The sequence below is a fragment of the Streptomyces sp. NPDC046866 genome (genome assembly GCF_040704625.1).
Taxonomy (GTDB): Bacteria; Actinomycetota; Actinomycetes; order Streptomycetales; family Streptomycetaceae; genus Streptomyces.
The window spans coordinates 642,984-658,208 of the sequence record NZ_JBEYXN010000001.1 but is presented as its reverse complement, the minus strand read 5'-3'; the positions used below and the strand labels follow the sequence as shown (position 1 = coordinate 658,208).

Annotated in this window: 18 protein-coding genes; 9 read left to right on the top strand and 9 right to left on the bottom strand. The window is 72.9% G+C overall.

The genetic code is table 11. The features are described 5' to 3' along the window. Positions 1–65: 65 nt before the first annotated feature. Positions 66–1,052: an SAM-dependent methyltransferase gene (locus AB0953_RS03075; RefSeq protein ID WP_366857603.1), complete on the bottom strand. Its 987-nt coding sequence runs from the start codon at positions 1,050–1,052 to the stop codon at positions 66–68. A 107-nt stretch (positions 1,053–1,159) separates the two neighbouring features. Here AB0953_RS03075 and AB0953_RS03070 point away from each other — a divergent pair, with 107 nt between their 5' ends. The 6 genes from AB0953_RS03070 (at position 1,160) to AB0953_RS03045 (ending at position 6,008) form a co-directional block, all read left to right on the top strand. Then, positions 1,160–2,362, top strand: coding sequence for a sensor histidine kinase (locus tag AB0953_RS03070; RefSeq protein WP_366857602.1), 1,203 nt, complete (start codon positions 1,160–1,162; stop codon positions 2,360–2,362). Between the two features lie 17 nt (positions 2,363–2,379). Next, complete coding sequence (locus tag AB0953_RS03065; protein WP_366857601.1) at positions 2,380–3,054, top strand: response regulator transcription factor; 675 nt, start codon at positions 2,380–2,382, stop codon at positions 3,052–3,054. Between the two features lie 134 nt (positions 3,055–3,188). Continuing rightward, positions 3,189–4,331, top strand: coding sequence for an NADH-quinone oxidoreductase subunit D (locus AB0953_RS03060; RefSeq protein ID WP_366857600.1), 1,143 nt, complete (start codon positions 3,189–3,191; stop codon positions 4,329–4,331). A 44-nt stretch (positions 4,332–4,375) separates the two neighbouring features. Then, positions 4,376–5,260, top strand: coding sequence for an arylamine N-acetyltransferase (locus tag AB0953_RS03055; RefSeq protein WP_366857599.1), 885 nt, complete (start codon positions 4,376–4,378; stop codon positions 5,258–5,260). 78 nt (positions 5,261–5,338) lie between these two features. Beyond that, entirely contained in the window at positions 5,339–5,554 is a 216-nt protein-coding gene (locus AB0953_RS03050) for a hypothetical protein (protein ID WP_366857598.1), read from the top strand. A gap of 91 nt (positions 5,555–5,645) precedes the next feature. Next, complete coding sequence (locus AB0953_RS03045; protein ID WP_366857597.1) at positions 5,646–6,008, top strand: hypothetical protein; 363 nt, start codon at positions 5,646–5,648, stop codon at positions 6,006–6,008. On the opposite strand, the gene AB0953_RS03040 is transcribed toward AB0953_RS03045, so the two are convergent. Beyond that, complete coding sequence (locus AB0953_RS03040) at positions 5,999–6,928, bottom strand: NAD(P)-binding domain-containing protein (protein ID WP_366857596.1); 930 nt, start codon at positions 6,926–6,928, stop codon at positions 5,999–6,001. The two genes, AB0953_RS03045 and AB0953_RS03040, sit on opposite strands and share 10 nt — an antisense overlap. 114 nt (positions 6,929–7,042) lie before the next feature. On the opposite strand from AB0953_RS03040, the gene AB0953_RS03035 reads away from it, so the two are divergent. After that, a complete protein-coding gene (locus AB0953_RS03035) occupies positions 7,043–7,666 on the top strand; it encodes a TetR/AcrR family transcriptional regulator (protein ID WP_366857595.1) in 624 nt (207 codons plus the stop codon). A 7-nt stretch (positions 7,667–7,673) separates the two neighbouring features. On the opposite strand, the gene AB0953_RS03030 is transcribed toward AB0953_RS03035, so the two are convergent. Then, positions 7,674–7,991, bottom strand: coding sequence for a multidrug efflux SMR transporter (locus AB0953_RS03030; protein WP_366857594.1), 318 nt, complete (start codon positions 7,989–7,991; stop codon positions 7,674–7,676). A gap of 35 nt (positions 7,992–8,026) precedes the next feature. Then, complete coding sequence (locus AB0953_RS03025; RefSeq protein ID WP_366857593.1) at positions 8,027–8,473, bottom strand: multidrug efflux SMR transporter; 447 nt, start codon at positions 8,471–8,473, stop codon at positions 8,027–8,029. Positions 8,474–8,617: 144 nt separating this feature from the next. Here AB0953_RS03025 and AB0953_RS03020 point away from each other — a divergent pair, with 144 nt between their 5' ends. After that, a complete protein-coding gene (locus tag AB0953_RS03020) occupies positions 8,618–9,064 on the top strand; it encodes a MarR family transcriptional regulator (protein WP_366857592.1) in 447 nt (148 codons plus the stop codon). A 15-nt stretch (positions 9,065–9,079) separates the two neighbouring features. On the opposite strand, the gene AB0953_RS03015 is transcribed toward AB0953_RS03020, so the two are convergent. The 4 genes from AB0953_RS03015 to AB0953_RS03000 all read right to left on the bottom strand — a co-directional run bounded on the left by AB0953_RS03015 (position 9,080) and on the right by AB0953_RS03000 (position 12,748). After that, the gene (locus AB0953_RS03015) at positions 9,080–10,216 is read right to left on the bottom strand and encodes a hypothetical protein (RefSeq protein WP_366857591.1); all 1,137 of its coding nucleotides are present in this window, start codon (positions 10,214–10,216) and stop codon (positions 9,080–9,082) included. Between the two features lie 100 nt (positions 10,217–10,316). Then, positions 10,317–11,315 carry an ABC transporter substrate-binding protein gene (locus tag AB0953_RS03010; protein WP_366857590.1) on the bottom strand — a complete coding sequence of 333 codons (999 nt, stop codon included), beginning with the start codon at positions 11,313–11,315 and terminating at the stop codon, positions 10,317–10,319. A gap of 68 nt (positions 11,316–11,383) precedes the next feature. Further along, on the bottom strand, positions 11,384–12,058 hold the full coding sequence (locus tag AB0953_RS03005; protein WP_366857589.1) for an ABC transporter permease: 675 nt from the start codon (positions 12,056–12,058) through the stop codon (positions 11,384–11,386). Between the two features lie 3 nt (positions 12,059–12,061). Beyond that, positions 12,062–12,748 carry an ABC transporter permease gene (locus AB0953_RS03000; RefSeq protein ID WP_366857588.1) on the bottom strand — a complete coding sequence of 229 codons (687 nt, stop codon included), beginning with the start codon at positions 12,746–12,748 and terminating at the stop codon, positions 12,062–12,064. A 152-nt stretch (positions 12,749–12,900) separates the two neighbouring features. Between AB0953_RS03000 and AB0953_RS02995 the strand changes: the two genes are divergently transcribed. Next, positions 12,901–13,899 carry an ATP-binding cassette domain-containing protein gene (locus AB0953_RS02995; protein ID WP_366857587.1) on the top strand — a complete coding sequence of 333 codons (999 nt, stop codon included), beginning with the start codon at positions 12,901–12,903 and terminating at the stop codon, positions 13,897–13,899. An 87-nt stretch (positions 13,900–13,986) separates the two neighbouring features. Here the strand turns inward: AB0953_RS02995 and AB0953_RS02990 are convergent, their stop codons facing one another. Beyond that, positions 13,987–15,096, bottom strand: coding sequence for an alpha/beta hydrolase-fold protein (locus AB0953_RS02990; RefSeq protein WP_366857586.1), 1,110 nt, complete (start codon positions 15,094–15,096; stop codon positions 13,987–13,989). Positions 15,097–15,225: the final 129 nt, after the last annotated feature.

The window sequence follows — 15,225 nt, the reverse complement described above, 5'->3', positions numbered from 1 at the left end:
CGGGGAGGGGACAGCTCCGCGCAGCGCAACAGCGGCAGCGCCCAAACCGGTGGCGACGGCCGCGGTCAGAGGGGCCAGGCGGGGAGGCCGGCGACGCCCTCGGCCAGCCAGAGGAAGTCGCCGAGGCCGCCGCGGGCGGTGAGTTCCGCGGCTTCGCCGGCCGACGCGAGGCCGCGGACGTAGGCCGCGGGATCCGCCGAGGCGAGGGACAGCGGCGGACGGGCCCCCGAGACGCCGAGCGCCCCCAGCGCCTCGCGCTGCGTCAGCAGCACGGCCCGGCCCCCCGCACAGGAGTCCAGCGCCACGTGCGCCGTGACGTCACAGCTCCCGTCCGGCACGGGCGCCACCTCCCGCCCCTCCCGGAACCCGGTCAGGGTGCCGTACACCGGCCGGCCGCCGGCCAGGGTGTGGGCGTAGTCCACGGCGACCGCGACCCCCGCCGAGAGCCGGGCCACGGCGGCCCGCCAGGCCTCGTCCCGGGTCCGCCCGACCTCCACCCGCCCGCCACCGGGCCACCACCGCTCGACCCAGTCCCGGTCGGCCGGATCCAGCACCCCGCCCCGGCTCTCGGTCCCGTCGGCGGCGACCAGCACGTACCGCCCGTCCTGCGCCACGTCCAGCGGCACGTTGTCGAGCCATTCGTTCGCGAAGAGCAGTCCCACCGCGCCCGTCGGCGGCTGCGCCACCCACCGGATCCGGGGGTCGAGCCCGTCCGGCCGCCGCGCCTTCTCCACCGCGTACGCCTGCACCCGCGCGGCCGTCTCCGCCGGAAGCGCGGCCAGCACCCCGGCGGCGAGCTCCCCGCGCCCGGCCCCGACGTCGACGAAGTCCAGCCGCTGCGGATGCCCGAGCTGCGCGTCCACCCGGCACAGCAGCCGCGCCACCGCGCCCGCGTACAGCGCCGAGGCGTGCACCGACGTGCGGAAGTGCCCGGCGGGGCCGGGGCCGCCCGGGCGCACGTAGAAGCCGCCCGGCCCGTACAGCGCCCGCTCCATCGCGGCCCGCCAGCGGACCGGCTTGTCGTCTTCACCCTCGGTGCCCTGCGTGCTCATCCCCCACAGGCTAAGCTCGCCCTCCACCTTGCGGAGTACGGCCCCGGATCGCGGATCGCCCCTGTGGTTGACTCCAGCACCTTTTTCCCTTGCCTACGCTGGGTTACGTGCAACGCCTCTACGACTTCCTCCGCAGACACCCGACGGGCGTCGACACCTTCTGGGCTGTCCTCCTGTGCGGGACCGCGATGCTGGAGGTCACCGGCAGCAGCGCGTACGGCGCGGCGGCCAAGCTGCTCGCCGTGCCCTCGGTGCTCGCGATGGGCGCCGTCGTCTCGCTGCGCCGCAAGTGGACGCAGCCGATGTTCTGGACGGCGGTCGGCACCGGCGTCTACCAGCTGCTGACCGGCACCGAGATCCACTCGGGCGACTTCGGCATGCTGATGATCCTCTACACGGTGGCCGCGTCGGCCGAGGCCTCGCGCAGGTTCTCCCGTACCGCGTTCGCCCTCGGACTGACCGCCTCCCCCCTGTACGCCCTGCGCTTCCACGTGGACAAGGGCACCTCCACGGACAACGTGTTCTTCACCCTGTTCGCGATCGTCCCCTTCGTCCTGGCCTGGGTGCTGGGCGACTCCGTGCGGACCCGCCGCGCGTACTACGCCCAGCTCGTGGAGCGCAACCAGCGCCTGGAGAAGGAGCGCGAGGCGCAGGCCAAGGTGGCCGTGGCCGCCGAGCGCGCCCGGATCGCCCGCGAGCTGCACGACGTGGTGGCGCACAACGTGTCGGTGATGGTGGTGCAGGCGGACGGGGCCGCGTACGTGATGGACGTGGCGCCGGAACAGGCCAAGGAGGCCCTGCAGACCATCTCCGGCACCGGCCGGCAGGCACTGGCCGAGATGCGCCGACTGCTGGGCGTGCTGCGCACCGGGGAGCCGCAGGAGTCCGAGGACTACGTCCCGCAGCCGGACGTCGAGCAGATCGAGGTGCTCGTCGAGCAGGTGCGGGCGGCCGGCCTGGACGTGGACTTCGAGGTCGAGGGCGCGCCGCGCAAGCTGCCCAGCGGCGTCGAGCTGACCGCGTACCGGATCGTGCAGGAGGCGCTGACGAACACGCGCAAGCACGGCGGCCCGGAGGCCAGGGCGAGCGTCCGGCTGGTCTACTTCGACGACGGGCTCGGCCTGCTCGTCGAGGACGACGGCCGGGGTGCGGCGCACGAGCTGTACGAGGACGGCGGCGCGGACGGCGCCGGACACGGGCTGATCGGCATGCGGGAGCGGGTCGGTATGGTCGGCGGAACCCTGGACGCGGGCCCGCGTCCGGGCGGAGGCTTCAGGATCAGCGCTCTGCTCCCCCTCAAGAAGAAGTGACGAGGTCGAGGTAACTGATGTCCATCCGAGTGATGCTGGTCGACGACCAGGTGCTGCTGCGCACGGGGTTCCGGATGGTGCTCGCGGCCCAGCCGGACATGGAGGTCGTCGCGGAGGCGGGCGACGGCCTGGAGGCGCTGGAGGTGCTGCGGGCCACCAAGGTGGACGTGGTGCTGATGGACGTGCGCATGCCTCGGCTGGACGGGGTCGAGGCCACGCGGCGGATCTGCGAGCCCGACGAGCATCCCAAGGTGATCATCCTGACCACCTTCGACCTGGACGAGTACGCGTTCTCCGGGCTGAAGGCGGGCGCGAGCGGGTTCATGCTCAAGGACGTGCCGCCGGGCGAGCTGCTGGCCGCGATCCGCTCCGTGCACAGCGGTGACGCGGTGGTGGCCCCGTCGACGACGCGGCGGCTGCTGGACCGGTTCGCCCCGATGCTGCCGACCAGCACGCAGGAACCGCAGAACAAGGAGATCGAGCGGCTGACGGAGCGCGAGCGCGAGGTCATGCTGCTGGTGGCGCAGGGGCTCTCGAACGGCGAGATCGCGGCCCGGCTGGTGCTGTCGGAGGCCACGGTCAAGACGCACGTGGGCCGCATCCTGACCAAGCTGAGCCTGCGCGACCGGGTGCAGGTGGTCGTGCTCGCGTACGAGTCCGGCCTGGTCAGGGCGGGTGGCGGCGCGGCCTGACCGTCCGCTGGACGAGCCGGCCCCGCCGGCGTCCGAGGCGCCCCCGCCCGGCTGCCGCGCCCGGTCGGGGGCGGCTCGTCTCACCCTTCGTCCCCGTTTCCCTCCCCCCGCCCCGGGGCTGCGAGAATGCCCGCATGACGGAGACCACGGTCGGCATCGGCGGCGCGGCGGAGAGCACCGACATGGTGCTCAACATCGGACCGCAGCACCCTTCCACGCACGGCGTGCTGCGCCTGCGCCTCGTCCTGGACGGCGAGCGGATCGTCAGCGCCGAGCCGGTGGTCGGCTACATGCACCGCGGCGCCGAGAAGCTGTTCGAGGCGCGGGACTACCGGCAGATCGTGATGCTGGCCAACCGCCACGACTGGCTGTCGGCGTTCTCCAACGAGCTCGGCGTGGTCATGGCGGTCGAGCGGATGCTCGGCATGGAGGTCCCCGAGCGGGCCGTGTGGATGCGGACGCTGCTCGCCGAGCTGAACCGGGTGCTGAACCACCTGATGTTCCTCGGCTCGTACCCGCTCGAACTGGGCGGGATCACCCCGATCTTCCACGCGTTCCGCGAGCGCGAGGAGCTCCAGGCGGTCATGGAGGAGATCTCCGGCGGCCGCATGCACTACATGTTCAACCGTGTCGGCGGCCTCAAGGAGGACCTGCCGGCCGGCTGGACCGGCCGGGCGCGCGCCGCGATCGCCGACGTCCGCAGCCGCATGGACGTCTACGACAAGCTGGTCCACGGCAACGAGATCTTCCGCGGCCGCACCCGCGGCGTCGGCGTCCTGTCGGCGGAGGCGGTGCACGCGTACGGGGTCTCCGGGCCGATCGCCCGCGCCTCGGGCGTCGACTTCGACCTGCGCCGCGACGAGCCGTACCTGGCCTACGGCGAGCTGCAGGACGTCCTGAAGGTCGTCACCCGCGAGGAGGGCGACTGCCTGGCCCGCTTCGAGTGCCTGCTCGACCAGACCCACAACTCCCTCGACCTCGCCGACGCCTGCCTGGACCGGATGGCCGAGCTGCCGCCCGGGCCGATCAACCAGCGTCTGCCGAAGGTGCTGAAGGCGCCCGAGGGGGCCACGTACGCCTGGACCGAGAACCCGCTCGGCATCAACGGCTACTACCTGGTGTCCAAGGGCGAGAAGACCCCGTACCGGCTGAAGCTGCGCTCGGCCTCGTACAACAACATCCAGGCGCTGTCGGTGCTGCTGCCGGGCACGCTGGTGGCGGACATGGTGGCGATCCTCGGCTCGCTGTTCTTCGTCGTCGGCGATATCGACAAGTGACAACCCGCAGGATTCGAACGGGGGTTTGCGCCTAAGGTGCGGCCATGACCCCACGTACGAGCGACGGCTCCGACCTCTTCGACGGCTACCTCCGCAGGCTGGGCTTCGCACGGCCGCCCCGTCCGACCGCCGAGGCGCTCTTCGCCCTCCAGCGCGCCCACCTCGAGCGCATCCCGTACGAGAACGTCGACATCCAGCTCGGCCGGCCGGCCGGCATCGCGCCCGAGCTGTCGGTGCGCCGCTTCGCCGCCGGGCACGGCGGCTACTGCTTCCACCTCAACGGGGCCTTCGCGCTCCTCCTGGAGTCCCTCGGGTACGAGGTGACACGGCACCTCGCGGGCGTGCTCGGGCCGGCCGACCGCGAGCGGCGCGATGTGAGCGGCGACCACCTCGCGCTGACGGTGAGGGTGGAGGGCGAGGAGTACTTCGTCGACGCCGGGCTCGGCGACGGGCCGCACGAGCCGCTGCCGCTGCGCGCCGGAACGCACCGGCAGGGGGCCTTCACCTACGAACTGGCCCCGCTGGACGGGGAGGCACCCGGCTGGCGGTTCTCGAACGAGCTCGCCCCCTGCCCCGTGGTCAACATCCTGTCGGCGCCCGCTTCGACGGCCGACTTCGAGGCCGAGCACGAGCGGCTGTCCACCGCGGAGGACTCCGGTTTCGTCCGCACCCTCGCCCTGCTGCGGCGCGACCCGGACGGCGTCGACACCCTGCGGGGCCGGGTGCTCAGCCGGATCGACCCGCGGAAGGGCACGACCGAGCGGGTCCTGGACACGCCCGGGGAGTTCTTCTCCGTGATCGGCGGCGTGTTCGGCCGGACCCTGGACGACCTGACGGCGGCGGACCGGGACGCCCTGTGGAGCCGGGTGCTCGCGGCCCACGAGGCGTGGCTGGCCTCCCGCGAGAAGGCCGGGGCGAGGGCGCAGTAACAGCGGCCCGCGGCCTTGCGGGCCGGGCGGGCCGGGGCCGGGCGGGGTGGTGTCGGTGGGGGCGGGCACACTGGGGGTATGGCCCATTCACCCCGACGCGCCTGCCCCGTGTGCGGGCGCGACTGCGCCGTGACCGCCGGCCGGATCGCCCGGCACGATCCGCCGTCCGGGCGGGACCGGGCCGGGCTGGTGTCCTGTCCGGGATCCCGGGCGCGGGTGGTGCTCGGCGCGTCGGCCCCGACGCTGGACGGGTTCGTGCTGCCCGAACTGCCCGGGCAGCTGCCGCTGTTCTGAGCACCGGGCGGCCGGAGCTGAGTACGGCGGACCGCCCGGCTGAGTAGGTCGGCGGATCCGCCGACCGGGCCCCGCGGGCCACGATGGCGGCATGACCTGGAACCAGCCGTACGACTCCGCCTCTGCCGCCACCGCCCCGGCCTCGGCCTCGGGGCCGCGGCCCGGCAGCCCCTCGATGGCGCTGCGCCGGACCTCCGGGATCGCCGGCGTGCTGCTGCTGCCCGCCCTGGTGGTCGCGAAGGTCGTCGTGCTGATGTCCGAGACGGGCAGCCGGTGCCTGATGTACGGCGGCTGCCGGGACTTCCCCTTCGGCGTGTTCGGGGCGGTGTGCGCCGGGGTCCTGGCGGCCGCGGCCGTGGTGATGGCCGCGGGCCGCCGGTACCAGTCCGCGGCGCTGGCGGCCCAGCTGCTGCTGGAGGTGGCGGCCGTGGCCATGGTGGTCGCCTACCCCTGACGGCACGCCTGGCCCGGAGCTTTCGGGTCCTGGGCCTGCGGCCGCCCCGCCGGGCCGAGCAGCTCGACCAGCCGGCTGCTGCTGTCCGCGCCGAAGCCGGCCCGGACCCCGCGCCGGTAGAGCTCGGCGTGCGCGGCGAGGATGCCCGTGTCGACGCCGGAGTCCGCGGCGGTGTGCAGGACGTGCTCGACGCTCGCCGCGCACATGGCGAGCCGGTCCGCATCGCCGGTGTGGTCGTCCGCGTCGATGCGCGGCGTGTAGAAGTCGAGGAAACCCCGCATGCTGTCGGCGGTCGCGGCGGCGTACGGGCGGATGTCGGCAGCCGTCAGGCCGTTGCCCCGAGCAACCGCGACGGCCTGGTGGAAACCGGTCAGGGCCGTCCAAAACATGATCATGTTGAGCTGGTAGTAGAGCTGCGCGTGACCGGGGTCGGCGCCCCGGAAGTCGGTGGTGCCGAGGACGTCGAGGGCGGCGCGGTGCGCGGCGTACAGCGGCTCGGGGCCGCTGATGAAGATCGAGGATTCGGGCTTGCCGACGCCGGACGGCGGCACGTTGACCCCGCCGGTCAGGTACCCGGCGCCGCGGGCCTCGGCCCAGCGGGCCGCCTTGCGCGCCTGCTCGGGGACGTCGGAGGACAGGTTGACCAGCACGCGGCCGGACAGGTCGGCGTCCGCGAGGCTGGTGAACAGGGCGTCGACGTCGATCAGGCTGACGACGGTGAGCCCGCTCGCGCGGACGGCGTCGGCCGCGGATCCGGCCCGGCCCGCGCCGCGCGCGACGAGGTCGGCGTCCTTGCCGGCGCTGCGGTTCCAGACGGTGACCTGGTATCCCGCGTCGAGATAGGCGGCGGCCATGGCCCGGCCCATGGGCCCGAGGCCGATGACGGTGACGGTGCGGGCAGGGCTGCGGTGCTGCTGCATGACGGAGTTCTCCCCCAGACAATGGACTAGAACGAGCGCTCTATCCAGCGCCCGGGGTGACCGTAGCAGAACTAGAACGAGCGCTCTATCCAGTTCTCCGGTTAGGATTCCGCCATGGCAGCCACCGCATCAGCAGCGAAGACGGCAACGACCGCGCCGGGGACGCGCGAGCGGCTGGTCCGCACCGCCTCCCGCCTCATGCAGCACGGCGGCTACGAGAACACCCCCGTCAAGCAGCTCGTTCGCGAGGCGGAGGCGACCCTCGGCTCGCTGTACCACTTCTTTCCCGGCGGCAAGCAGGAACTGGCCGTGGCCGCCGTCCGCTTCGGCGACGGGGAGTTCGCCGAGCAGCTGCGCACCGGTCTCGACTCCGACTCGGACCCGGCCCGCGCCCTGGAGGCACTCACCGTCCTGCTCGCCGACGCCCTGGAGGCCTCCGACTGGCGGGACGGCTGCCCCGTGACGGCCACGGCCCTGGAGACCATCGGCCGCCTCCCCGAACTCCAGGCCGCCTGCGCCCGCGCCTTCCTCCACTGGCAGGAGCTCGTGGCCGCCAAGCTCCTCGCGGCCGGCATCCCCGAACCGGAGGCCCGCGAACTCGCGGTGACCGTCGTCGCGGCCCTCGAGGGCGCCGAGATGACCGCCCAGGTCACCCGGAGCCGCACCCCGCTGCTGCTGGCCGGCCGCCACCTGGGCCGCCTGGTGGCCTCGTACGCCGCTCCCCGCGACGCCGGCTGACGGCCCCTCAGGCGGAAGTCAGGCGCAGCAGGAGCGCGCCGCCGATGATCGAGGCGAAGGAGAGCAGGCGGGCGGGGGTGATCCTCTCCTTGAAGACGACGGAGCCGAGGACGACGGTGCCGACGCCGCCGATGCCGGTCCAGATGGTGTAGCCGACGCTGACGTCCAGCTCGCGCAGGGCGAGCGACAGGGTGTAGATGCCGCCGGCGGCGGCGCCGAGGGTCAGCACCGACGGCCAGAGGCGTGTGAAGCCCCGGGTGGCGTTGGTGCCGAGGGCGAAGGCGATCTCGAAGAGGATGGCGATACCGAGGTAGACCCAGGTCATGGCAGGTGTCCTTCCGGAGAGGGGGCTGGGCGATGTCAGGCGGCGGCAGCGGCGGCCTTCCTGGCCGCGACGGTGTCGGAGATCCGCAGGCCGAGGGCGCCGCCGATGATGAGGACGAAGGCGAGGACCTTCCAGACGGTCATGGACTCGCCGTAGACGAGGGTGCCGAGGACGACGGTGCCGACGGCTCCGATACCGGACCAGACGGTGTAGCCGACGCCGACGTCGATCGTCCTGAGCGCGCGGGAGAGGGTGTAGATGCCGCAGGCCGCCGCCGCGGCCGTCAGGAGCGAGGGGCCGAGCCTGGTGAATCCGTCGGTCGCGTGGGTGCCGAGCGCGAAGGTGACCTCGAACAGGGACGAGAAGAGCAGCCAGGCCCACCCTTGGGAACCGTTGGCCTCCTTGATCGCCTTGGCCCCCCTGGCTCCCTTGGCTCCCTTGGACTCGCTGGACACGGAGTCGTCCGTCGTGGTGGCAGGCACAAGAACCTCCAGGTATTTGCTTGTACGTGCATGCATTTATGGCCCGCACTTCTCCCTGGCACTGGATCAGCCGCGAGGCGATAAGCTTGCTTGCACATGTATCTCGTTGTCAACGCGACGCCACACGAGGGAGCCGAGTCGCCCATGACCTCACCCGCCACCGCTCCTCCCGCCTCCTCGGACCAGGCGATGTGGGCCCGCGTCCTCGCCCTGCACGCGCGGGTGGAGCGCCGGCTCGCCCAGGCCCTCCAGCGCCGCCACGGCATAGGGCTCTCGGAGTACCGCGCCCTGGAGGACCTGTCCCAGGCGCCCGACGGCGAGCTGCGGATGCAGGAACTGGCCGACCGCGTCGGGCTGGGCCAGAGTTCGGTGACCCGCCTGGTGGGCCGGCTGGACGCGGCGGGGTACGCGTACAAGGACCTGTGCCCCGACGACAAGCGCGGTGTCTACGCGGTCATCACCGAGGAGGGCCGGCGCACGTACGGCGCGGCGCGCTCCACGTACGCCGAGGAACTCAGCTCCGCCCTGAACACCGCCCATGCGGAGCCGGAGCTCGCCCGCACGGTGCAGTCGCTGCGCAACGCCCTCTGAATCCGCCCGGCGGGGCTAGGAGATGGCGCTGCGCAGGCGGCCGACGTCGATCGGCTCGGTCTCGTCGTGGGCCGTCAGGTCGATGACCTGGCCCACGGCGCGCTGCTCCGGGGTGGCCGGCTTGAACTCCGGCTCCGCGGCGGCCCGGTCCTCGGACTCGGCCTTGTGCACCGCCAGGGCCTCGGCGCCGACCACGTCGGCCAGGTCCTCGTTCTGCACGGACTCGATCACCGCGCGGGCCCGGTCGGCGCTCTTCGTCCCGAAGAAGTCGAAGCCGCCGACGGTCCGGGAGGCCGGCCGGCGGGCCGCCTGGTACGGGGCCACGGGGGCGGCCGCACGCCGCGCGGGCAGGCCGGGCGAGCCGGCGGGGGCGTCGGCGGCGGGTGCGGACGCCGGTGCTGCCGCGCCGGGCACCGGGCCCTCGCCGGGACGGCCGTGCGGCAGGGCGCCCGCTGCGCCCGGTGCGCCCTCCAGGGCACGGCGCCGTGCGGGCGCCGCAGCGGCGGCCGCGGCCGCCGGCCGGGAGGGGGCCGCCGCCGCAGCCGCGGGCTGCGCCGCCCCGGCCGCGGCCTTCTCCGCCAGGGCGAGCAGGGCCGCGTGGGCCCGGGCGTAGCCGACCGACGTGGGCGCGCCGCTGGAGGTGCGCTCCTCGCTCACCGCCGGAAGCTCCTTCGGGCCGGCGGCGGCCGGCGCCGCGGAGGCCTCGATGGCGAGCAGCCGGCGGCCCTCCAGGGCGCTGGCCCGCTCGGTCTCGGCGGTCGCGTACCGCCGCAGCAGGGCGGCGTGCTCGCCGCGGAGCCCGGCGAGTTCGACCCGCTTGGCCCGCAGCTTCGCGTCCAGCTTGGCGCGCAGCGCCCGGGCCTCCTCGAGGTCGGACTCGAGCTCGGCGATCCGCTCCTCGGTCCGCCACTCGTCCTTGACCCGCTCGCGCGCGAGCTCCGCGACGCGCCGCCCGGCGGCCCGGTCCCAGGCGCGCATGACCACGGCCCCCGCGACGCCGGCGGCCGCCGTGACGGCCACGAGCAGCCGCAGCGGGACGGGTTCCGCCAGCAGCCAGGCGACGGCCGCGCTGGTGACGGACACACCGGCGACGGCCGTCGGGGTGAGCAGCCGGTGCAGGGGTTCGGGATTGCGGTGGCGTCCACGGGGCATGGCCAGAAATTTACAGGGCGTGGGGGTCCTGTGGGGTGGCCGCCCGCCAATCTGTTCCCGGGCAGTTACCCGTCATTTCTCCCCCAAACCCGGCCTTCCGCTACTGCGCCAGCCCCTTCGCCTTCAGATAGGCCTTCGCGGCGTCCGCCGGCTTCTCGCGCAGGGCGTCCACCCGGTGGTTCAGATCGATCAGGTCGGCCGTGGTGAGCGCCTTGGTCAGCTTGTCCAGGGCGGCCGCGATCTCCGGGGCGCCCGCGTCCTTGGCGTTGACCACCGGCAGGACGTTGTCGGCGTTCTGGAGCTTCTTGTCGTCCTCCAGCAGGACCAGCCCGAAGGAGTCCAGGGTCGCGTCGGTGGTCGTGGTGAGGACGAGCTGGTCGACGCCGTCCTTGACGGCCTGCTTGGCCTGCGGGGTGCCGACGCCCTTGGGGTCGATGCCGGAGACCTCGATTCCGTAGGCCTTCTTCAACCCCGGGGCGCAGAAGGGCCGTACCGCGCATTCGTCGCCCGCCGCGATCTTCACCTTCAGCCCCGACCGGCCGAGGTCGGAAAGGGTCTTGATGTTGTTCTTCTGCGCGAATTCCTTCGACACGGCGAAGGCGTTCTGGTCGACCGCGGCGCCCGCGGGCAGCGCCTTGAGGCCCAGCGGCCCCGCCAGCTTCTCCAGCCCCGCCACGGTCCCCGCGACGTCGCCGGAGGCCACCGGCTTCTCCTCCGGTGCCTTGGGGCCGTTGACCTTGGCGTTCAGGAACTCCGCGAGGGTGGCCGCGTACTCCGGGACGATGTCGATCTCGCCCTTCTCCAGCGAGGGTTCGTACAGCTCCCGGTTGTTGACCGTCGTGATGGAGGTGCTGTAGCCGGCGCCCTTCAGCACCTGCGCGTACAGCTCGGCCAGCACGTTGGACTCGGTGAACCCGGCCGCGCCGATCACCAGCTTCCCCTTGCCTGACCCCGACCCGGACGCGGACCCGGAGTCGGCGGGTGCCGAGCCGCCGGCGTCCTTGCTCTTCTCCAGGCTGTCGCCGCCGCAGGCGGTGAGCGAGGCGGCGAGGGCCAGCGCCCCCAGGGCCGCGGCGAGGGTGCGCGTGGACTTGCTCATGGTGTGTTCCTCCGTGAGGGGTGGAAGCGAACGGGGGACGACCGCGGGCCGGCCGGCAGGGGGTGCGCTCAGCGCGCCGCCGGACGGGGGAAGAGCCGGTCCGCCGCCACGAGGACCCCCTCGACCAGCAGGGCCAGCGCCGCCACGAGCAGGGCGCCCGCGACGACCTGCGGCGTGTTGTACGTGTTGAAGCCGGCGGTGATGATCCGGCCGAGGCCGCCCTGCCCGACCATCGCCGCGATCGTGGCCGTGGCGATGACCTGCACGGCGGCCGACCGCAGCCCGGTCATCACCAGCGGCCGGGCCAGCGGCAGTTCGACCCGCAGGAAGAGCTGGCCGCCGGACATGCCCATGCCCCGGGCCGCCTCCACCACGGAGCGGTCGACCTCGCGCACGCCGACGTACGCGTTCGTCAGCAGCGGCGGCAGCGCGAAGAGCACCAGCGCGGCCACGGTGGGCAGGTAGCCGGCGCTGCGCAGCGGCGAGACCATGAACAGGGCCAGCACCGCGAAGACCGGCACGGCCCGCCCGGCGTTGGAGAGGTTCACGGCGAAGGCGCCGCCGCGGCCGATGTGCCCGAGCCACAGGCCGGCCGGCAAGGCCACGGCGCAGGCGATCGCGAGGGCGATCGCGCTGACGTACACGTGCTCGCCGAGGCGGTGCCACACCCCGTTCTCCCCGGACCAGTTGGCGCCGTCCGCGAGCCAGTCCCCGGCCCCGCCCAGCACGTCCAGCACGCCCATCGCTCAGCCACCCGCCCCCGCCGCCGCGGCGCGCGTCCACGGCGTGAGCAGCCGCTGCAGGCCGAGCAGCAGCAGATCGGCCACCAGGGCGAGCAGCACGCACAGCACGGAGGCGGTGAGCACCTGGGCCTTGAAGGAGCTGTTCACGCCGGGGGCGATCAGGTTGCCGAGGCCGCCCTTGCCGACGATGGAGCCGACGGTGGTCAGGGCCACGGTGGAGACGGTGGCGATCCGGACCCCGGCGATCAGCGCGGGCAGCGCCAGGGGCAGTTCGACCTGCCACAGCAGCCGCCCGGGCCCGTACCCCATGCCGCGCGCGGCCTCCCGTACCTCCTCGGGCACCGCGTCCAGGCCGGCCATGGCGTTGCGGACCAGGATGGTCAGCGAGTAGAGCACCAGACCGGTCACCACCAGCGAGGCCGACAGCCCGAAGAGCGGCAGCAGCAGGGAGAACATCGCCAGCGAGGGGATGGTGTAGAGGAGCGTGGTCGCGCCGAGGACGGGGGCGGCCCAGCGCCGGCCGCGGCGGGCCAGCAGGGCCAGGGGCAGGGAGACGGCGAGGCCGATGAGCACCGAGGCCGCGGTGATCCAGACGTGCTCGACGGTGGCGTCGGTCAGCTCCTGTGAGCGGGAGGTGACGTACTGCCAGCAGAACCAGTCGTTCGCCACCAGGCAGTTCTGCCCGTCCATCTCCGCACCCCCTGCCGTTCGTTCGCACACACATCCGACAACGCACCCTCAGGAGCGACCTTAACCCCCGCCGGCCGCGATGGCCGGAATCCTTCGCAGTCGGGCAACACACCCTTCACACTTCCGCGCCGCGGGTAGGGAAGGATGGCGGTGTGATCCGATTCGAGCACGTGACCAAGCGCTACCCCGACGGGACGACGGCCGTCGAGGACCTGTCATTCGAGGTGGCGGAAGGCGAGCTGGTCACGCTCGTCGGGCCGTCCGGCTGCGGCAAGACCACCACCATGAAGATGGTCAACCGGCTCATCGAGCCGACCTCCGGCCGCATCCTGCTCGACGGCGAGGACATCGCCGCCGCCGACCCGGTCGCACTGCGCCGGCGCATCGGGTACGTCATCCAGCAGGTCGGGCTGTTCCCGCACAAGACCGTCCTGGAGAACACCGCGACGGTCCCCCGGCTCCTCGGCACGTCCAAGGCCCGGGCCCGCGCCCGGGCCGGCGAACTGCTGGAGCTCGTGGGGCTGGACCCGGCCGTGTACGGGGACCGCTATCCGCAGCAGCTGTCCGGCGGGCAGCGCCAGCGCGTCGGCGTGGCCCGTGCGCTGGCCGCCGATCCGCCGGTGCTGCTGATGGACGAGCCGTTCGGCGCGGTCGACCCGGTGGTGCGCGAGCGGCTGCAGAACGAGTTCCTCGCGCTCCAGCGGACCGTGCGCAAGACGATCCTGCTGGTCACCCACGACCTGGACGAGGCGGTCCGGCTCGGCGACCGCATCGCGGTCTACGGCGAGGGCACCATCGAGCAGTTCGCCCGCCCGGCCGAGGTGCTCGGGGCGCCGGCCACCGACTACGTCGCCTCCTTCGTCGGCGCGGACCGCGGGCTCAAGCGCCTCGCGGTCACCCCCGTCGCGGCCGCCGACCTCACCGCGGCCGACGCCGGCACGCCCCCGCCGGCGGTGTCCGTGCCGCTCGGGGCCTCCCTGCGCGAGGCGTTGGCCGCGCTGCTCCAAGAGGACTCCGGCCGGATCGGGGTCACCGACCCCGACTCCGGTGCGCCGGTCGGCGTCCTGACCGCGGAGGGCGTGCACCGGGCGCTGCGGCGGGCGCACCGGCAGCAGGAGCAACACCGGCAGCAGCAGCGGCAATCCGCCTGAGGCTCCGGGAACGACGGCGGCCGGCCCCCCGGGGGGCCGGCCGCTCGTGGTCGTGCCGTGGCGCTCGTCGCGTCGCGTCGCGTCGGGTCAGGCCTGGATGCGGTTGCTCATCCACACCAGCATCGGGGGGATCTCGCGGCGCCAGGTGTTGAAGTTGTGGCCGCCGCTGTCGAGGATGATCGACGAGACCCGGTCCGGGCTCTTGACCAGCTTGATGAACTTGCGGGTGTCCGTGATGTTCGGCTCGCCCTTCTCACTGCTGGTCACCAGGAACGAGGTGCCGCTCGGCTTCCTGTGCTCCATGCTGTAGAGGATGTCGGCGCGCTTCTTCAGCTTGTCGTCGCCCTGGAACAGGTTGCCCGTCGTGGCGTCGTTCGCGGCGTCGAAGTACGCCGAGAGACCCACGGCGGCGCCGAAGGTCTGCGGGTAGTGCGCGGCGATCTTCAGGGCGCAGTAGCCGCCCGTGGAGTTGCCGATGAAGCCCATGTTCTGGGCCTTCTTGCCGACCCGGAACGTGTTCTGGATGGCCTGCGGCAGGTCCTGCGCGAAGAAGGTCTCCGTCTGCGGGCCACCGGGTATGTCCACGCACTCGGTGTCGCGCGGCGGCGCGATCGTCGGGCGCAGCATGACCAGGATCATCGGCTTCATCTTGCCCGCCTTGGCCTGCTTGAAGGCCGTCATCGGGTAGTTCAGCCCTTTGATCAGGTTCTCCGCGGTGCCCGGGTAGCCGGTCAGCACGATCGACGCCGGGAACGTCTTGTCCTTGTGCTGCGGCTGGAAGTACTCCGGCGGCAGCCACACGTAGCCGGGGCTCGTTATTTTCGACTTCTCGCCGGTTATGGCAACCTTCAGGATCTGCCCGCCCACCTGGGGCTGGGCACCGCCCGGAACGTCGAGCTTCTGCTTGTCGACGATCTTGATGTCCTTGCTGCTCATCGAGTGGTCGACGACCTTGCCGACCGACGTCTCCTGGCCGAACAGGTCTGCCCATGAGCCGTAGAAGGAGAACGACTGGTTCGCCGCCAGGCCCACCGCTGCGAAGACCGCCAGCTGGGTCGCGAGCAGGAGGCCGATCCGGCCGAGCAGCGCACGCCAGGTGCGGCCCGAGAGCCGGGGCCACAGCCACACCGTGGCTGCGAACAGCAGCACACCGGCGGCGACGGCCAGCGCCAGAACCGTATTACTGGTGAGACCCATGAGCAGTCAGTCGACTTTCTGATGGCAGGGCTAGTTTTTCTGGGCGGAAGAGTGAACCCGCTCGGCCCCGGTGTCGTCCTAGTGGACGCACCACACTCCGGAGGCTGTCGCGGCCTTCGGCCACATGAT